Source organism: Marinobacter sp. LA51, from assembly GCF_030297175.1.
Lineage (GTDB): Bacteria > Pseudomonadota > Gammaproteobacteria > Pseudomonadales > Oleiphilaceae > Marinobacter > Marinobacter apostichopi.
On the sequence record NZ_AP028070.1, the window covers coordinates 922334 to 938546 of the forward strand.

Here is a 16213-nt window from a genome sequence, read left to right on the forward strand (position 1 = left end):
AGGAAGCAGAGTCAGTGTCCGGAGAATTTGTGTTTGGCTGGCACGCGTTTGAGGCTGTTCTCAAGCGTGAGCCCGAGAGATTGCAGCAGGTCTGGATTCAGACCGGCAGACAGGATAAGCGGGTCAAAAGCGTGACCGATGCGCTCGATGGTTTGGGCGTGCGCTGGAAGGTGGTCCACCGTCGTGAGCTGGATGAGCGCGTATCTGGTGTGCACCAGGGCATTGTGGCTGCGGTCAGCGAGAGCCGGGAATGGACCGAAGACGACTTGCTGGCCCAGCTGGCCGGCAGTGACAAGCCGCCGTTCCTGTTGGTGCTGGATGGCGTCACCGATCCCCACAACCTGGGGGCCTGCATGCGCACCGCCGATGCCGTGGGTGTACAGGCGGTGATTGTGCCGAAAGACAAGTCCGCGTCCCTGACGCCGGTCGCTCGAAAGGTAGCCTGTGGCGCCGCGGAAACCGTGCCGTTTGTGCGGGTCACCAACCTTGCCCGGTTCCTGAGAACCCTGAAGGATCAAGGGGTCTGGCTGATTGGTACTGCCGGTGAGGCGGATGCAACGCTGTTTCAGGCCGACTTCAAGGGCCCGGTCGCGCTGGTGATGGGGGCCGAGGGCAAGGGCATGCGCCGGCTGACCCGGGAGCATTGTGACCAGCTCATCAATATCCCCATGCTGGGGCATGTCGACAGCCTGAATGTGTCCGTGGCTACGGGTGTTTGCCTATACCAGGCACTGCGCCAGCGCCTTGGTTAACCCTTGCACAGAAGCCCCCGTCCGCCTAGAATACGTCACCCCTTTTCCAAGGGGTGGCTTTGTATTGTCTGTTTGTCAGGCATTACCAGCCACGCTTTTGATCAAGCCTTTCTCGTAAAGCCTTATTGATAAAGCAAAAAGAAACCGACAGCTAAGGCTGTCACCTCCTTGCTTTCGCGTTTTGCCGCCGATATTTGAAGTGGCGGTCAAAAAGAAAGCTGTTTAAACCGTAGGGAGAACTCATGCGTCACTACGAAATCGTTTTCATGGTACATCCGGATCAGAGCGAGCAAGTGCCCGCGATGATCGAGCGTTATACCGGCGTCATCACCGAAGATGGCGGTCAGGTACATCGCTTGGAAGATTGGGGCCGTCGTCATATGGCATACCCGATCAACAAGATTCACAAAGCTCACTACGTGCTGATGAACGTTGAATGTTCACAGGCCGCGATGGACGAGCTGACTCACAACTTCCGGTTCAACGATGCCATTATTCGCGAACTGATTCTGCGTCGCGATGAAGCTGTTACCGATCTGTCTCCGATGAAAGCTGCCGAGTCCCGTGAGGACCGTCGTTCCGGCGGAGACGACCGTCCGCGTCGTTCAGCAGAAACTGATGATCGTCAAAACGACCGTCAGAAAGCTGAGACCCAGGACGAAGAAGAGTAATTAACCGGAGTTGAGGAGTTAAGTTATGGCTCGTTTTTTCAGACGTCGTAAATTCTGCCGCTTCACGGCAGAAGGTGTTAAAGAGATCGATTACAAGGATCTGGACACCCTGAAAGGCTACATCACTGAAACCGGCAAAATCGTGCCCAGCCGCATCACCGGCACCAAAGCACGTTATCAGCGTCAGCTGGCTACCGCTATCAAGCGTGCCCGCTACCTGGCACTGCTGCCGTACTCGGACAGCCACGATAACTAAGTAACAGATAAACAGGACTTGGGACCATGCGTGCACTCGCACAATTTGTAATGCGCGGTCCCCTTCAGGCCAGTGCGGTAGCAGCAGTCACAACTGCGGTACCTTTGCTGTTCTGGATTGGCGCAGCGGTTGTCGGCCTGGTGATTCTCAGGCTTGGCATCAGTCAGGGGCTTAATATCGGCCTCTGGGCATTGCTTCCGGCACTCGGCTGGAGTTGGTTCGGGCAAGACCCGACGGCTCTGGCGGTACTGCTTCAGGTAATGCTGATGGCGTCAGTGCTCAGAACCACGCTGTCCTGGGAAAGAGCCCTTCTCGGAGGGAGCTTTCTGGCGATTGTCACCGGGCTTATGCTGCCGGTGATCTACCCCGGATTGTTGGACGATTTGGTCCAGGCCGGGGTCAGCTTTTACGAACAGTACAATGCCGATGTGGCCCAAACCCTCGGGGACAACCTGGAACAGGTTATTCGGGACACCATGAATGCCAGTATGGCCGGGACTTACCTGGCGACTGGTATCGGTATGACGATGTTGGCCAGGTCGTGGCAGGCGGGGCTTTATAACCCCGGTGGATTCCGCACGGAATTTCATGCCCTGAAGCTGTCGCCCGCCGTTGCGGTGGTGTGTGCAGTCACCATGGTGATTGGCCCGGTACTCGGGCTGAATGCCATGTTGCTGGTCTGGGTAGCCGGGACACCGCTGTTTTTGGCGAGCCTGGCCCTGACTCATGGCATCGTTGGACGTAAAAAGCTGAGTGGTCAGTGGCTGGTGCTGTTCTACATTGCGCTGGTTTTGCTGGGCCCAAGCCTGATGATTCTGTTAGTGGTTCTGGCTTTTGTGGATAGCTGGCTGGATATCCGGAAGCGTATAACGCCTGCCGGGCCGGCTGAATAAAGCACGAAGAGGTTAACGAGATGGAAGTTATTCTGCTCGAGAAAGTTGCAAACCTTGGCTCCCTGGGTGACAAGGTAAAGGTTAAGGCCGGTTACGGTCGTAATTTCCTGCTTCCTTATGGCAAGGCTGTACCTGCCACCGAAGCAAACCTGAAGGCGTTCGAAGAGCGTCGCGCCGAGCTGGAAAAAGCCGCTGCCGAGAAGCAGTCTGCTGCCCAGGCACGCGCTGAAGCTCTGGAAGGCGCAGCCTTCACCATCAGCTCGAAAGCTGGTGAAGAAGGTAAGCTGTTCGGTTCTATCGGTGTGCGTGACATCGCTGATGCGATCACCGCTGGTGGTACTGACGTCGAGAAGAGCGAAGTTCGTCTGCCCGAAGGTCCGATTCGCGTGACCGGCGAGTACGAAATCGAGCTGCAGCTGCACTCTGACGTAGAAGTGACTGTTAAGCTGGCGGTTGTTGCGGCGTAATTTGTCGCAGCGTCCAGCCTGGCCGGCACTGCCGGCCTAGCTTGATTGAACGGGCCCGAACCGGCGACGGTTTCGGGCCCGTTGCTTTCTGGTATTCTTAGTTTTTTCTCAGCCTCTCCCAAACCCGAAGCGTTCCCCGTAAACTGGACCATTCGTGTTACCCATCAGAAGACGTTGTTATGGCCAAGCCCAATCTGAAACCCGCCAGTAGTGATCTGGAAACCAGTCGCATCAAAGTGCCACCGCATTCGGTTGAAGCCGAGCAAGCCGTGCTGGGTGGCCTGATGCTCGATAACCGTCGGTTCGATGAAGTGTCGGAAATCATTTCCGCTGGCGACTTCTACCGCCAGGATCATCGTCTGATTTTCGGGGCAGTGGAGCGCCTGGCCAGCGAAAGTGAACCCCTGGATGTGGTCACGCTGGCGGAATTCCTGGAGCGTGCCGGGGATATCGAAGATGCCGGCGGCCTGGCGTACCTGGCCGAACTGGCGGAGAAAACTCCGGGTGCTGCCAATATTCGGGCCTATGCCGATATCGTCCGCGAGCGATCGGTGCTGCGCCAACTGGTGGAAGTGTCCGGCAAGATCTCGGATTCGGCTTTCAACCCCCAGGGCCGCAACAGTAACGAGATTCTGGATGAGGCTGAACGCAACGTATTCCAGATTGCAGAATCCCGGGTCAAGGAAGGTTCTGGCCCGCAGGGGATCAACCCGATCCTGACCAAGACCCTGAGCCGGATTGAAGAACTGTTTGAATCCGGTGAGCAGACCACTGGCCTGACCACCGGGTTTCGGGATCTGGATGACCAGACCTCCGGTATGCAGCCGGCCGATTTGATTATCGTGGCAGGGCGGCCCTCCATGGGTAAGACCACCTTCGCCATGAACATTGTTGAAAATGCACTGATCAGTAGCGGTACCCCGGTGCTGGTATTCAGTATGGAGATGCCCGCGGATGCTCTGGCCATGCGGATGCTGTCGTCCCTTGGCCGGATCGACCAGACCAAGGTCCGGGGCGGTAAGCTCGAAGAAGATGACTGGCCCCGCCTGACCTCGGCAGTGAGCCTACTCAAGGACAAGCCACTGTATATCGACGATACCCCGGGCCTGAGCCCGACCGAAATGCGGTCCCGGGCCCGGCGGATTGCCCGGGAAAACGACGGCAAGATTGGCCTGATCATGGTCGACTACCTGCAGCTGATGCGGGTGCCCGGCAACACCGAAGGCCGGACCGCTGAGATCTCCGAAATTTCCCGGTCCCTGAAGGGTATTGCCAAGGAATTGAGTTGCCCGGTGGTGGCCCTGTCCCAGCTTAACCGAAGCCTGGAGCAACGGCCCAACAAGCGTCCGGTGAACTCGGACCTGCGGGAATCAGGCGCCATCGAGCAGGACGCCGATGTCATCATGTTTGTGTACCGGGACGAGGTGTACAACGAAGACACCCAGGACAAGGGTATTGCCGAGATCATTATCGGTAAGCAGCGGAACGGCCCGATCGGCACCATTCGCCTGGCATTTATCGGTAAGTTCACCAAGTTCGAGGATCTCGCCCATGGTAACTACGGCGATTATGGTGGTGAATACTGATGCCGCGCAGTACCGTTGCCCGCATTGATCTGGAGGCATTGCGCCATAATTACCGGCTGGCTTCCGAGCGCGCCGCGCCGGCCCTGTCGATGGCGGTGGTGAAAGCCGATGGCTATGGCCATGGCATTGTGCCGGTGGCTCAGGCCCTGGCCGACGACGCCCCCAAATACGCAGTGGCCTGTCTCGGTGAGGCGGAGGTCATTCGAGATGCCGGTCTGCTGCAACCGGTGGTCATGTTGCAGGGCGTGCACGCCCCGGAAGATTTTGAATTGTGTGCCCGGCGGGGGTTCGAGCCGGTGGTGCACGGCCATCATCAGCTAGACTGGTTGGCCCAGACCGGCGCCCGACCGGCGTTCTGGCTCAAGATAAACAGTGGTATGAATCGGCTCGGCTTCCAGCCCGATGAGCTGGTGCAGGTGATGACACGCCTGGATGCCATGGGCGCTCGCCCGGGATTGCTTGGTTTCGTTACCCATTTTGCCTGCGCCGACGACAATGCCAGCTCAATGACCAGGGAACAGACTCTGTGTTTTGAACAAGCCACTGCCGCCTGGCCCGAACTGATGAAGAGCGTCGGTAATTCCGCCGCCCATTTCATCCACGATCAGCCCCTGTATGACTGGAGCCGGCCCGGCATCATGCTCTACGGCGGCTCACCAAAGCTGGCTCAGACCGGCCCGGAGCTGGGCCTAAAACCGGTGATGTCGCTGGAAGCACCGCTGATCACCACCCGCACGGTTCGTGCCGGTGAGTCGATTGGTTACGGTGCCGGCTTTGTGGCCGACCGGGATACCCCGATGGGTATGGTGGCTATTGGCTATGGCGATGGGTACCCGCGCCACGCCGGTACCGGCACGCCCGCTGCGGTCAATGGCCAGCGGATTCGGCTGCTGGGTAGGGTGTCCATGGACATGCTCGCGGTGGATCTGAGCAACGCGCCCGATGCCAGGGCCGGTGACCTGGTAGAACTCTGGGGTGGAACCGTCGCCGTGGATGAAGTGGCCAGTTGCGCCGGTACCATTTCCTATGAGCTGCTGACGGGCATCACGGCTCGGGTGCCACGGGTCTATTTATAGCTGATAGCTTGTTGTAGCCGTTAGCGTGGACTGGTTCAGGCCGGTTCCGGCTCATGAATGATTTCTGCAATGAAATCCAGCATCGCGGCCAGGCTTCGATCGTCCAGTTTTTTCAGAACCTTTTGTACCACCATTTTGCTGCCCTTGAGCATACTGCTGGTGCCTACCCTGGCCATGCCCATCATCATGCTGCTGGCGTTCAGCCGGCGCAGTGGTTCAAGGAAAAAGAAGTCGAGACCTGCGTCGGTCAACTCCACAATGAGGTCAAACAGCTGGTCGATGGCGACCTTGTCGGCTTTGCCGCGCTCCCGCAGCTGTTCCACGGTATAGAGTGCCCGGGTACGCAGTTCGTCCGGAATCGGTGCCACGATGTGGCTCTGTTGTTTCAGCATCTCGGATCCTGCTGTTGTAGACTGTTGAAAGAAAAGGTAAAGAGAAAAACTGCCAGCGCTTGTAGTTGGCTGTTATTGTAGAGACCGATCTCCGTTAACCATTGGCCAGACCGGTTGGGCCATTCCGTCAAATCAGTGAAGTTCTGGAGGCTTTGACCCCTCGTGCACGTGCTTGTTGTTCATGATTATGGGCCCTTGGGCAAATTGGTGCTGGAGCGTCTACGCGAGACGCCGCTACAGGTAAGCCCATTGCTGGTCAGCGATCCTGCCGGTGCCAATCTCAATGCCCTGGAGAACTGGATTCCGGAAGACACCGATCTGATTGTTAATGCGCTGTGGCTGTCTGATCCGGAAGTGGCTCAGAATGATCCTGAGAGCACTCATAAGGCTGCCTTTTCCCTGCCCGTAGCGATCGCCGAGTTTGCCCGTGATCGTGGCATGGCATTGTTACAGCTGTCGTCGTGCTATGTGTTCGATGGACGCAAGCAAACGGGTTATATCACCTCGAACCCGGGGCATCCCTGTAACGAGCTGGGCAATTGGCAGTGGGAATGCGAGCAGGCCCTTCGGACTTTGTTGCCCCGGCATATTATTCTGCGCACCGGCTGGAGTCTGGCCCGCTTTATTCGCAAGGTTCAGGCCAGCACTGCATCCGGCGAAACCCTGATGTTGCCGGGCCGCTGCCGTGGCCAGCCGGTGGCGGTCCGGGATCTTGCCCGGGTGGTCACAGCGGTGATTCAGCAGATCGATTGCGGTGCCGAGGTCTGGGGTACGTTTCAGTATGCCGGTGCCGAGGAGATCAACCTTTATGAGCTGGGGCTGTCCATCGCGGGGCTGCCAGGTATTCCCGAAGATATCCGGGTGGTTGATGAGGTGCCGAGCTGGGGGCATCTGGAGCCTGTTAACACCACGTTGATCTGCACCAAGATCCGCAACACATTCGGCATCAAGCAGCTACCCTGGCGCTCTGGATTGATGGAAGAGTTCTCCATGATGAAGGCGCAGAACGGGCAGGATGAGAAAGCGTCGGTCGACTAAGCCCTGTCAGCAGCCTGCTAGGGGCAAACCCGCCGGGATAATTCCCGGGAAATCCCTTGTAGTGCCGGTACATCCAGTAACTCAACCTCACGCCCACTGGCCTTGATCAGGCCCTGATTCTGAAAGCGGGTAAACACCCGGCTGACGGTTTCAACCGCCAGGCCCAGGAAGTTGGCAATATCGTTGCGCGCCATTGGTAGGTCGAAACGGGTGCCGGACAGGCGTCTGCGTTGAAAACGGCTGGACAGCGACAGCAGCAGTGCGGCGATGCGTTCTTCTGCGGTGTTCTTGCTTAACAACATAGTCAGCTGGTGGCTGTGCTGAATTTCCTGGCTCATTAGCTGGTACATGTGATGCTGAAGGTCGGGTAATCGGGTTGTTAACTCCTCCAGCTTTTGAACCGGGAACTCGCAGATACTGGTTCGCTCCAGGGCTTTGGCGGTGCAGGCGTAGTAATCTCCGCCCATACTGTCGAGACCCACCAGCTCTCCGGGTAGGAAAAATCCTGTTATCTGCTCTTCACCATCCTCCGAAACCATCGATGTCTTGACTGATCCACTGCGTACGGCGAAACAGGAGCGCAAGGGTGTGCTCTGATCGAAGATGTGCTCACCCCGGTTGTAAATTCGTCCTTGCTGGACAATGTCTTCCAGGCTTTCAAGATCGGTTTCATTGATGGCCAGCGGCAGACACAGGTTGCTAAGACTGCACGTATGGCAGGAGGCTTTCAGAGCGGCAGGGACCTGGCGGAAGGGTAGTGTGTTGGCCATGACGATCGTCCAAATTGACCCTGATCAATGTCTTACCATAATACGAAAGCGGGGCTTTGCCAATGAGAATGGCAGGCAGGGGCATTGGGACGGGCGAGGCATGACAGGCCCTAAGACCTGTCATGCCAATCAGTATTACAGTTTCTCAAACACCAATGAGGCGTTGGTGCCGCCAAAGCCAAAGCTGTTGGACATGACGGTGCTGAGCTCGGCGTTTTGCGCCGCCGGGCCGACCAGTGGCATGTTACTGATCTTGTCATCGACATTGTTCAGGTTGGCAGTGCCGGCAATCAGACCGTTCTGCAGCATTAGCAGTGAATAGATGGCTTCGTGCACGCCCGCTGCGCCGAGGGAATGCCCGGACAGCGATTTGGTCGAGGAAATGGCCGGTACGTCTGCGCCAAAGGTGTCGCGTACCGCGCCCATTTCAGCTACGTCGCCCACTGGCGTACTGGTGCCGTGGGCGTTGATGTACTGAACCTTGCCGCGGATGGTTGCCATGGCCTGCTTCATGCAGCGCTGGGCACCCTCGCCAGAGGGCGCGACCATGTCGTAGCCGTCAGATGTAGCGCCGTAGCCGGTCAATTCGGCAATGATATTGGCGCCGCGCTTTTTGGCGTGCTCCAGCTCTTCCAAAACAACCATGCCACCGCCCCCGGCGATAACAAAGCCGTCACGGCCGCTGTCGAACGGGCGCGAGGCCGTTGCTGGCGCATCGTTGTACTTGGTGGACAGAGCACCCATGGCGTCGAACATCATGGTCAGGCTCCAGTCCTCTTCTTCACCGCCACCGGCGAAAACGATGTCCTGCTTGCCCGCCTGAATCTGCTCCATGGCGTGGCCGATGCAGTGAGCGCTGGTGGCGCAGGCAGACGACATGGAGTAGTTCACGCCCCGAATCTTGTAAGCGGTGGCCAGACACGCGGATACCGTGCTGGTCATGATCCGCGGCACCATGTAAGGCCCAATACGCTTGACGCCTTTTTCCCGCATGATGTCGGTCGCTTCGACCTGACTGGAGCAGGACGCACCACCGGAACCGGCAATCAGGCCGGTGCGGTCATTGGAAATCAGGTCTTCGGTCAGACCGGCCTGGGCGATCGCCTGTTCCATGGACAAATAGCTGTACATGGCCGAGGGCCCCATGAAACGTCGCATCTTGCGATCGATCACCGAGGTGTCCACGTCTGGCGAGCCTGAAACCTGGCTGCGGAAGCCCTTTTCTTTATAGGTTTCATTGAAGCGGATGCCGGATTTGCCGTGTTTCAGGCTGTCCAGCACTTCATCCAGCGAATTTCCGAGGCAGGACACAATGCCCATGCCGGTGACGACAACGCGTCTCATACATTCCTCCTGTGCGACTCGCCCGGGTGGGGCGACGTCATGCGATCAATGCTGTTGTCCCCCAGTGTAGGCCCTTTGCCAGGCCCGGGATATTTGACCTTGGTAAGGGGCAGGAGGCTGGTCTGGTAGATCGCAGGATAGCCGTTACGTACAAGGTTGAAGCCCGGGCCCCTGTTACAGTGGCGGTTATTAACGACAACAACAGCGGAGATCTGCTTATGCGTACACTGGCGCAGTTCCTGGGTGATTATGGCGACAGCCACCAGAACAATTTCAACCAATGGGTCCACATCGTGTGTGTGCCCGCCATCGTGTTCTCTACCCTCGGCCTACTCTGGCTGATTCCTATCGGTAGCTGGCTAGGCCTGACCGGCACAACGGGCGAATGGGTGAATGGCGCGACCCTGCTGGCCGCGATCTCCGGCCTGGTCTACCTGCGCCTGTCGGTCGGAGTGTTTGTGTTGATGGCCGGCTGGTTCGCGGTCTCGGCCTTAATCATCCAGGGTGTCATCGCCGCCGGGTGGTCACTGTTCTGGACCAGCCTCGTGGTATGGATCGCGGCCTGGGCCCTGCAGGTCTATGGCCACAAGATCGAAGGCAAAAAACCATCGTTTGTGGAAGACCTGGTGTTCCTGCTGATCGGGCCAATCTTTGTCAGTATCGAGTTTGCATCCAAGCTTGGTTTGCCTGTGCCCCATGCCCAGCGCAGCCACGGCAAAGACCACGCTGAGGGACAGATTCCGGGTCACTGAGTGATTTAATTTCCCGCGCCGTTTTCCCGGATGGCACGTAGGGCGGTCGCACGAGGGCTGGAGAAACGGCTGTCCTGAGGTATGCTTTGGGCATCCCAACCAACAGATAACCGGCCCGGATATGCACCATTCGCCGCGTGGCACCTTGTTCCTCTGGCCCGATCACTGGCAGGTGATCGGGCACCTGATACCGAACCGACCTCATCGGCACATCAGTGCGTCGTGGCTGGTCGGCCTCGACGGCCCCTTCCGATTGCAGGTTGCTGGTCACTGGCGCACGACCTCGGCTGCGCTGGTGGCGCCGGACGTTGAACAATCCCTTGATCCCGGTGATACCCGGATGTGGTGTGCTCAGCTCGATCCGGACAGTGATTTCTGGCGGGCACTTCAGCACCGGCTGGGGGATCAGTCCTCGGTGGATATTTCGGTAACCCGGGCCAGCCTGCACGGCGCGGGACCCGGTGATTGCCAAGCAGCCTTGCAGGCTCTGTCGAGCGCAGTAAAGCAATTGGGTGGCCCGCCGGAGCCTATGGACAGGAGAGTGCGGAAGATCTGTGACGAGCTCCGTAGCCAGTTGCCGGACAAGGTGGATGTCGCCCTGTTGGCGCAGGCAGTGGGGTTGTCGTCGTCGCGGCTGAGTCATTTGTTCCGGCAGCAAACCGGCGTGACCTTGCGGCGCTTTTTGCTGCACCTGAAAATGAACCAGGTTTTGGCCCAATGGGAGCGGGGCAAGTCGATGTCCCAGTTGGCGATGGATGCAGGCTTCTACGACCAGCCCCATTTTGTCCGCACGGCCCGGGGCATGTTCGATGCCATGCCCTCGGAATACGTGACCACCGGTGCGTTCACCGTTTGCCGCTGCGGCCCTTCTTCTTCCCCTTCTCGTTCGTAGCTTCCTGTTCGGCCTTTTCGGCGGCGACCCGGGCCGCCTCCTCGGCTTCTCGCTCGACCATAGCCGGGGTCTCCAGTGACACCCGTCCAAGGGTGCCGGCCCGGAATTCATTTAACAGAACCTCTGACACCTTGTGCAGGTCTGGTACGCCGCCGCGACCAAAGAACCGGCGTTTGGCGGCAATGCCATCCATGACCGCCAGGCCATCGACTGGCAGTTCGTCAAAACCGTAGCGGTTTTTTATCAGTTCCGGGTAGGCCTGGCGGAGAAAATCCGCCTCGAACAGCGCGACATCTTCAAAATCCAGCACCGAGCTGCGAATGGCCCCGGTCACTGCCAGGCGATAACCACAGGCCTCCGGCGACAGCTTGGGCCAGAGGAAGCCGGGGGTGTCGTAGAGCAGGATGTTGTCCGGCAGCTTGATGGCCTGCTGCGCCCGGGTCACCGCTGGCTCGTTGCCGGTCTTGGCCGCGGGCCGGCCTGCCAAGGTATTGATGATGGTGGACTTACCCACGTTCGGGATGCCCAGGATCATCACCCGCAGGGCGCTTTTCTGACGGTCGTGGTCGGGCGTCATCTCCTGGGCGAGCTTGAGAATGCCCAGGGCTTCGTTGCGCTGGTTGTGGGTCAGGGTGATGGTGCGCACCCCCCGTTCCTTTTCAAGCCAGTTTTGCCACTGCTGGGTGATCTCCGGATCGGCCAGGTCTCGTTTGTTCAGCACCTTGATGAGTGGTTTGTCGCCACGCAGGGAAGGTACCAGCGGATTTTCACTGCTGAACGGGATGCGCGCATCCAGCACCTCAATGATGAGGTCCATCTGCGGCATGACCTGCTTGATCTCCTTGCGGGCCTTGTGCATGTGCCCTGGAAACCAGTTAATAGCCATCTCATATACTCCGGAGGTCGTTGGTCGGCGCCATTATGAAGGGGAATGACCAAATTTTCACATTTGTTTCGGCCCGCGCGTGTGGCGGGCTGAGCGCTAACAGGCCGGGAAATATGTACAAAAAGAAGGGATATCGGGGTGAAAATCGGCGTCGTGATGTTTTAGGGTGTACAACCTGAACAACACAACTGGCATGAATCGGTGGTTTTAAATTGTGGCCACCCCGATAACGGAGAACTCTATGAAGCTCGCAAAGATGTTTGGTACCGCTGTTGTTGCACTGAGCCTGTCCTCGCCTGCGGTTGCACAGCAAGCCGCCGGTGGTCAGCCGGATCAGGTGGATCAGCTGGCGCAGATGGTTGGCCTGTCCGATGATCAGCAAACCGAGATCCGCGGCATCATCGATGACAAGCAGGACAAGATTGACGAACTGCGCCAGGAAGCCCGCGCTCTGCAGCAGCAGATGCAGTCAGAGATCAAGGCGGAGTACGACGAGGACTCAATCCGTGACAACGCCGAAGAGCTTGGTGATGTAACCGGAGAAATCGCAGCCCTGTCCACCTTGATGCAGGCGAAAGTGGACAGTGTGTTCACCGAAGAACAGCGCGACACTCTGGACAAAAAGATGAAGCAGATGCAGCAGCAGCGTCAGCAACAGCAGCAGATGATGCAGCAGCAGATGCAGGGTCAGTAAACCGATCGGGTTACGCTGAACAGAGAAAAGGCCGCATCCCCGGATGCGGCCTTTTTTGTGCCTTTATTCGATCGCGCCCGGACCGAAGGGACGGATTAGAATGATCAGTCGCGGAAGCAGGGTCAATGCGCCCAGTAACGCCATGAACATGGCGAAGCCGGTGAACAGCCCAAAGTAGATGGTCGGGATAAAGTTGGACAGCACCAGGATCGAGAATCCGGCGACGATGGTTAGCGAGGTGTAGAACATGGCACGGCCGATACTGCGGTGGCAGCGATGCATGGTGGCGAGGTAGTCCCGGTCCTTGGCGAACTCGGTCTTGAACCGGTGGATGTAGTGGATGGTGTCGTCCACAGCGATGCCAACGGTAATGGCCGCAATGGTGATGGTCATCATGTCCAGCGGAATTCCGAGCCAGCCCATCAGGCCCAATACCGAGCCGGCGGCAATCAGGTTGGGGGCAATGCCGATCAGGGCCAGCTTGAGCGAGCGGAACAGCAGCAGGAACATGATGGTGATTACCACGAACACCGCCCCGATGGTCTTGATCTGGGAATCGAACAGACTCTGCAGCATGTTGTTGTACATGACGGTCATGCCGGCAAACAGCACCTGATCCTCTTCGTAGCCGAGTTCCGTTGTCAGGTGAGTTCGAATGCGATCCAGCAGGGCCTGTCGGCGCAGCTCTGGCATGGTTTCCAGGATCCGGATGCTGAACCGGGCCTGATCGTGCTCTTCTGAAATGTAGGGTGTCAGCAGGGTGTCCTGTAGATCGTCCGGTACTGCCGCCGGCACAAAGGCCAGCTCCAGCGCATCCAGCGGCTCGCCCTGATTGATCTGGGCCAGAATATCGAGGGTGGTGGTGATCGACAGTACCTTGCCAGTTTCCGGCAGGCTATCGAGGTAATCGTGCACCTGCTCCAGACGCTGCATTTTCTGGTAGGTGTACCAGGTATCCCGATATTCCTCGCCGTCGCCACAATCCTCAACAAAAGGATCGCAACTGCTGGCAAACGGGTCGCTGTCGGCGCTGGCGCTCTCTGGCGCCGGGTCGTCGGTAATCACGATGTCCAGGGGCGTGGTGCCACCCAGGCGGTCGTCAATGGTGATCATGCCCTGATGGATTTCGGTCGACGGCTTGAAGTAGTCAATGAAACTGTTTTCCACCGTCAGCCTGCTGACTCCGATGGCACACAGCACGGCGATGACCGCCGAGCCCACTAGCACGCTCTTGCCAAACCGCTCGGTGAAGCGGGCAAAGATATCGGTAAACGGCACCCGGTCAGAGGTGACGGTCCAGTCCGCCTTGGGTGGCAGTAGCCGCAGCAATACCGGAAAGATCAGGAAGGTGATCAGGAAGGCAACGGTCAGGCCCAGGGTCATCATCCAGCCGAAGTCGATCACCGGGCGGATGCCGCTGAAAGTCAGCGAGCCAAAGGCGACAATGGTGGTGATGGCCATGTAGAAGCAGGGTTTGAACATCGCCGTCAGGGTCTGCCGCAGAACCTCCCTGGGATCGGCCTCGGTGTCGTCATGCTGGAATTCCCGGTACCGCACCATCAGGTGGATGGTCAGGGACAGGGTCATGATCAGTAGCAGTGCAATAAAATTGGCGGAAATCACGGTAACTGGCCACTGGGCCCAGCCCAGGAAACCGATCATCAGCCACACGGTAAAGCCACAGCACAGCAGTGGCACCAGCACCCAGCGCCACTGGCGGAAAATGATAACCAGGGTTAGCACCAGAAACGCCAGCACCCCCAGCCCGAAGGTGGACAGGTCATTCTTGATGAAGCGAATCATGTCCGACACGATCATGGGCACGCCGCCAAGATGGATCTCGGCGCCGTCACGGTAGCTGTCGAGGATGGTTCGCACGCGCCCAATGGTGGCGTCGCGCTCCGCACCCTGGGTTTCAGTGAAGCCGATGAAGGCTTGCTGGGCCGCTTCGAGTTGCTCCTGCTCGGCAGCTGAGGCATTGCCTGCCTCCACCTTGTCACGCAGCTGGTTCCGCTCCCGCAGCAGTTCAAAATACCGCTCCGGGGTCGGCAAGTTGACCTGAATGGCGGTGGTCCGCGCATCTTCGCTGATTAGCAGGTTGGGGTAGAGCGGGTTGTCCAGCAGGGCCGCGCGGACGGTGTCTGGTGGAACCATGTCCTCGTCTACGGTCTTGATTTCGGCGTCGACGGTGTCCAGAGTCAGCTCGGGGCTGTGCAGGAGGGGGACGTTCAGGATGCTGTTGGTGGAGCCCACTGCGGGCAGGGCCTGCAGTTCGTCGCGCAGGGCCCGAAGCCGCCCCAGCCCGTCCTCGGAAAAAAGTTCACTCTCGGGAGTGTAGGTGACGATAAGGAAATCGTCGGAGGTAGTGAAGCGACGGTTGACCTTGCGGTACTGCTCCAGTGACCGATCGTTCTCCAACACCAGGGACTCGGCCGAGGCGTCCAGCCGGAACTGGCCGAATTTGACGGCAGCCACGGCCAGCAGAAGAGCAAAAATACCCAGAACTACCAGGGGACGAGCAAGGATCAGGCGATCGTACAGGGTACCGAACCGGTTCATGAAGCAACTACTCAGCTGAAAACGAGTGCAGAGTGTGCCACAAAGTGCCGCGAACTGTGACCTTTGGCCGGGCTTTGTTTGGCGCCTGGCGGCGCCGGATCAGTCGACCGCTTTAACCGGAATCTGCATGGCGTTGTCGACTTGCGGAACCTCTGGCACGGCAAGGCCCAGGTTGTTCTGATCAAAGACCTTATCGGCTCGATAGCTTGAGCGCACCATCGGGCCTGAGGGCACTTCCATAAAGCCTTTTTCCAGGCCCAGTTCCCGGTATCGGTTGAACTCTTCCGGCGTAACGTAGCGTTCTACTGGAAGGTGGTTCGGTGTCGGGCGCAGGTACTGGCCGAGAGTCAGGATATCCACCCCGATAGCGCGGAGGTCGTCCATGGTTTTCAGGATTTCCTCTTCGGTTTCACCCAGGCCCAGCATCAGGCTGGTCTTGGTGAGCACGCCGGGGCGATGTTTCTTGGCGTGAGCCAAAACGCTGAGGGTTTTTTCGTAGCCGGCACGGGGGTCACGTACCCGGCTGGTCAGGCGTTCTACGGTTTCGACGTTCTGGGCGAATACGTCCAGACCGGAGTCCACCACCTTTTCTACGTGGGGCATCACCGCGTCGAAATCCGGGGTCAGTGCTTCAACGGCCACCTGTGGAGTCCGCTGCTTGATGGCCGACACGCAGGCCGCGTAATGGGCGGCACCGCCGTCGTCGAGATCGTCCCGGTCGACCGAGGTCAAAACAATGTAGCGCAGCCCCATCAGCTCCACCGATTTGGCGGTGTTGTCCGGCTCGTCGTGATCAAGCCAGCCCTTGGGGTTACCCGTGTCCACTGCACAGAACTTGCACGCCCGGGTACAGACCGAACCCATCACCATGATGGTGGCGGTACCGGCTGCCCAGCATTCGCCAATGTTCGGACAGTGGGATTCCTGGCACACCGTGCTCAAACGGTGATCGCTGACGTTTTTGCGAACGGCCTCGTAACGCTCACCACCGGGCATCTTGGCCCGCAGCCACTTGGGCTTGCGCTCTACCGGTTTGGATTCCGAGGTCTCGCCCGAGCTGCGTTTGATGCCATCCTTGATGGCGGAAAAGCCGTGCTCGTTACGGAATTTGGAACCACTGGTAATGCGGGGTTTTGCGCTGTCGCTCATAGCAACGGGACTCTCGTTTGGGCATGCATTAAGGCA

General features: G+C 58.5%; 17 protein-coding genes. 11 read left to right on the top strand and 6 right to left on the bottom strand.

What is annotated here, in order from left to right; all coding sequences use genetic code 11:
• The first annotated feature begins 14 nt into the window (after positions 1-14).
• The 7 genes from rlmB to alr all read left to right on the top strand — a co-directional run bounded on the left by rlmB (position 15) and on the right by alr (position 5701).
• Positions 15-752: a 23S rRNA (guanosine(2251)-2'-O)-methyltransferase RlmB gene (gene rlmB, locus QUE89_RS04205; RefSeq protein ID WP_286221969.1), complete on the top strand. Its 738-nt coding sequence runs from the start codon at positions 15-17 to the stop codon at positions 750-752.
• A gap of 242 nt (positions 753-994) precedes the next feature.
• On the top strand, positions 995-1423 hold the full coding sequence (rpsF, locus tag QUE89_RS04210; protein ID WP_286221970.1) for a 30S ribosomal protein S6: 429 nt from the start codon (positions 995-997) through the stop codon (positions 1421-1423).
• A 25-nt stretch (positions 1424-1448) separates the two neighbouring features.
• A complete protein-coding gene (gene rpsR, locus QUE89_RS04215) occupies positions 1449-1679 on the top strand; it encodes a 30S ribosomal protein S18 (protein ID WP_007154918.1) in 231 nt (76 codons plus the stop codon).
• 26 nt (positions 1680-1705) lie between these two features.
• Positions 1706-2572 carry a YybS family protein gene (locus tag QUE89_RS04220; RefSeq protein WP_286221972.1) on the top strand — a complete coding sequence of 289 codons (867 nt, stop codon included), beginning with the start codon at positions 1706-1708 and terminating at the stop codon, positions 2570-2572.
• A 20-nt stretch (positions 2573-2592) separates the two neighbouring features.
• Positions 2593-3039, top strand: a complete 447-nt coding sequence (gene rplI, locus QUE89_RS04225; RefSeq protein WP_286221973.1) for a 50S ribosomal protein L9 — start codon at positions 2593-2595, stop codon at positions 3037-3039.
• Between the two features lie 179 nt (positions 3040-3218).
• On the top strand, positions 3219-4625 hold the full coding sequence (gene dnaB, locus QUE89_RS04230) for a replicative DNA helicase (RefSeq protein WP_203301290.1): 1407 nt from the start codon (positions 3219-3221) through the stop codon (positions 4623-4625).
• A complete protein-coding gene (gene alr, locus QUE89_RS04235; protein WP_286221974.1) occupies positions 4625-5701 on the top strand; it encodes an alanine racemase in 1077 nt (358 codons plus the stop codon). The genes dnaB and alr overlap by 1 nt, the downstream gene beginning before the upstream one ends.
• Before the next feature lie 35 nt (positions 5702-5736).
• Here the strand turns inward: alr and QUE89_RS04240 are convergent, their stop codons facing one another.
• Positions 5737-6093 (bottom strand): hypothetical protein, encoded by a 357-nt coding sequence (locus QUE89_RS04240; RefSeq protein ID WP_286221975.1) that lies wholly within the window; start codon positions 6091-6093, stop codon positions 5737-5739.
• Between the two features lie 162 nt (positions 6094-6255).
• Between QUE89_RS04240 and QUE89_RS04245 the strand changes: the two genes are divergently transcribed.
• On the top strand, positions 6256-7131 hold the full coding sequence (locus QUE89_RS04245; protein WP_286221977.1) for a sugar nucleotide-binding protein: 876 nt from the start codon (positions 6256-6258) through the stop codon (positions 7129-7131).
• Between the two features lie 17 nt (positions 7132-7148).
• On the opposite strand, the gene fnr is transcribed toward QUE89_RS04245, so the two are convergent.
• Together fnr and fabB are read right to left on the bottom strand one after the other, a co-directional pair.
• The gene (fnr, locus tag QUE89_RS04250) at positions 7149-7901 is read right to left on the bottom strand and encodes a fumarate/nitrate reduction transcriptional regulator Fnr (protein WP_286221978.1); all 753 of its coding nucleotides are present in this window, start codon (positions 7899-7901) and stop codon (positions 7149-7151) included.
• 135 nt (positions 7902-8036) lie between these two features.
• Positions 8037-9245 (bottom strand): beta-ketoacyl-ACP synthase I, encoded by a 1209-nt coding sequence (fabB, locus tag QUE89_RS04255; protein WP_286221979.1) that lies wholly within the window; start codon positions 9243-9245, stop codon positions 8037-8039.
• Positions 9246-9463: 218 nt separating this feature from the next.
• Here fabB and QUE89_RS04260 point away from each other — a divergent pair, with 218 nt between their 5' ends.
• Positions 9464-9997, top strand: coding sequence for an Mpo1 family 2-hydroxy fatty acid dioxygenase (locus tag QUE89_RS04260; RefSeq protein ID WP_286221980.1), 534 nt, complete (start codon positions 9464-9466; stop codon positions 9995-9997).
• Positions 9998-10118: 121 nt separating this feature from the next.
• Entirely contained in the window at positions 10119-10889 is a 771-nt protein-coding gene (locus QUE89_RS04265; protein WP_286221981.1) for a helix-turn-helix domain-containing protein, read from the top strand.
• Here the strand turns inward: QUE89_RS04265 and ylqF are convergent.
• Positions 10843-11775, bottom strand: coding sequence for a ribosome biogenesis GTPase YlqF (gene ylqF / locus QUE89_RS04270; protein WP_286221982.1), 933 nt, complete (start codon positions 11773-11775; stop codon positions 10843-10845). The genes QUE89_RS04265 and ylqF overlap by 47 nt on opposite strands.
• Positions 11776-12016: 241 nt before the next feature.
• On the opposite strand from ylqF, the gene QUE89_RS04275 reads away from it, so the two are divergent.
• Positions 12017-12469, top strand: a complete 453-nt coding sequence (locus QUE89_RS04275) for a Spy/CpxP family protein refolding chaperone (RefSeq protein WP_286221983.1) — start codon at positions 12017-12019, stop codon at positions 12467-12469.
• Positions 12470-12532: 63 nt separating this feature from the next.
• Here the strand turns inward: QUE89_RS04275 and QUE89_RS04280 are convergent, their stop codons facing one another.
• Positions 12533-15028: an efflux RND transporter permease subunit gene (locus tag QUE89_RS04280; protein ID WP_286221984.1), complete on the bottom strand. Its 2496-nt coding sequence runs from the start codon at positions 15026-15028 to the stop codon at positions 12533-12535.
• A 99-nt stretch (positions 15029-15127) separates the two neighbouring features.
• Positions 15128-16177: a lipoyl synthase gene (gene lipA, locus QUE89_RS04285; RefSeq protein ID WP_286221985.1), complete on the bottom strand. Its 1050-nt coding sequence runs from the start codon at positions 16175-16177 to the stop codon at positions 15128-15130.
• Positions 16178-16213 lie beyond the last annotated feature (36 nt).

What these genes read in the sequence shown, in the direction of transcription:
- dnaB (WP_203301290.1), top strand. Translation starts at nt 3,219, where the DNA reads ATGGCCAAGCCCAATCTGAAACCCGCCAGTAGTGATCTGGAAACCAGT.
- QUE89_RS04265 (WP_286221981.1), top strand. Translation starts at nt 10,119, where the DNA reads ATGCACCATTCGCCGCGTGGCACCTTGTTCCTCTGGCCCGATCACTGG.
- QUE89_RS04275 (WP_286221983.1), top strand. Translation starts at nt 12,017, where the DNA reads ATGAAGCTCGCAAAGATGTTTGGTACCGCTGTTGTTGCACTGAGCCTG.
- lipA (WP_286221985.1), bottom strand. Translation starts at nt 16,177, where the DNA reads ATGAGCGACAGCGCAAAACCCCGCATTACCAGTGGTTCCAAATTCCGT.
- QUE89_RS04280 (WP_286221984.1), bottom strand. Translation starts at nt 15,028, where the DNA reads ATGAACCGGTTCGGTACCCTGTACGATCGCCTGATCCTTGCTCGTCCC.
- rpsR (WP_007154918.1), top strand. Translation starts at nt 1,449, where the DNA reads ATGGCTCGTTTTTTCAGACGTCGTAAATTCTGCCGCTTCACGGCAGAA.
- rpsF (WP_286221970.1), top strand. Translation starts at nt 995, where the DNA reads ATGCGTCACTACGAAATCGTTTTCATGGTACATCCGGATCAGAGCGAG.
- QUE89_RS04220 (WP_286221972.1), top strand. Translation starts at nt 1,706, where the DNA reads ATGCGTGCACTCGCACAATTTGTAATGCGCGGTCCCCTTCAGGCCAGT.
- QUE89_RS04260 (WP_286221980.1), top strand. Translation starts at nt 9,464, where the DNA reads ATGCGTACACTGGCGCAGTTCCTGGGTGATTATGGCGACAGCCACCAG.
- fabB (WP_286221979.1), bottom strand. Translation starts at nt 9,245, where the DNA reads ATGAGACGCGTTGTCGTCACCGGCATGGGCATTGTGTCCTGCCTCGGA.
- fnr (WP_286221978.1), bottom strand. Translation starts at nt 7,901, where the DNA reads ATGGCCAACACACTACCCTTCCGCCAGGTCCCTGCCGCTCTGAAAGCC.
- QUE89_RS04240 (WP_286221975.1), bottom strand. Translation starts at nt 6,093, where the DNA reads ATGCTGAAACAACAGAGCCACATCGTGGCACCGATTCCGGACGAACTG.
- ylqF (WP_286221982.1), bottom strand. Translation starts at nt 11,775, where the DNA reads ATGGCTATTAACTGGTTTCCAGGGCACATGCACAAGGCCCGCAAGGAG.
- alr (WP_286221974.1), top strand. Translation starts at nt 4,625, where the DNA reads ATGCCGCGCAGTACCGTTGCCCGCATTGATCTGGAGGCATTGCGCCAT.
- rplI (WP_286221973.1), top strand. Translation starts at nt 2,593, where the DNA reads ATGGAAGTTATTCTGCTCGAGAAAGTTGCAAACCTTGGCTCCCTGGGT.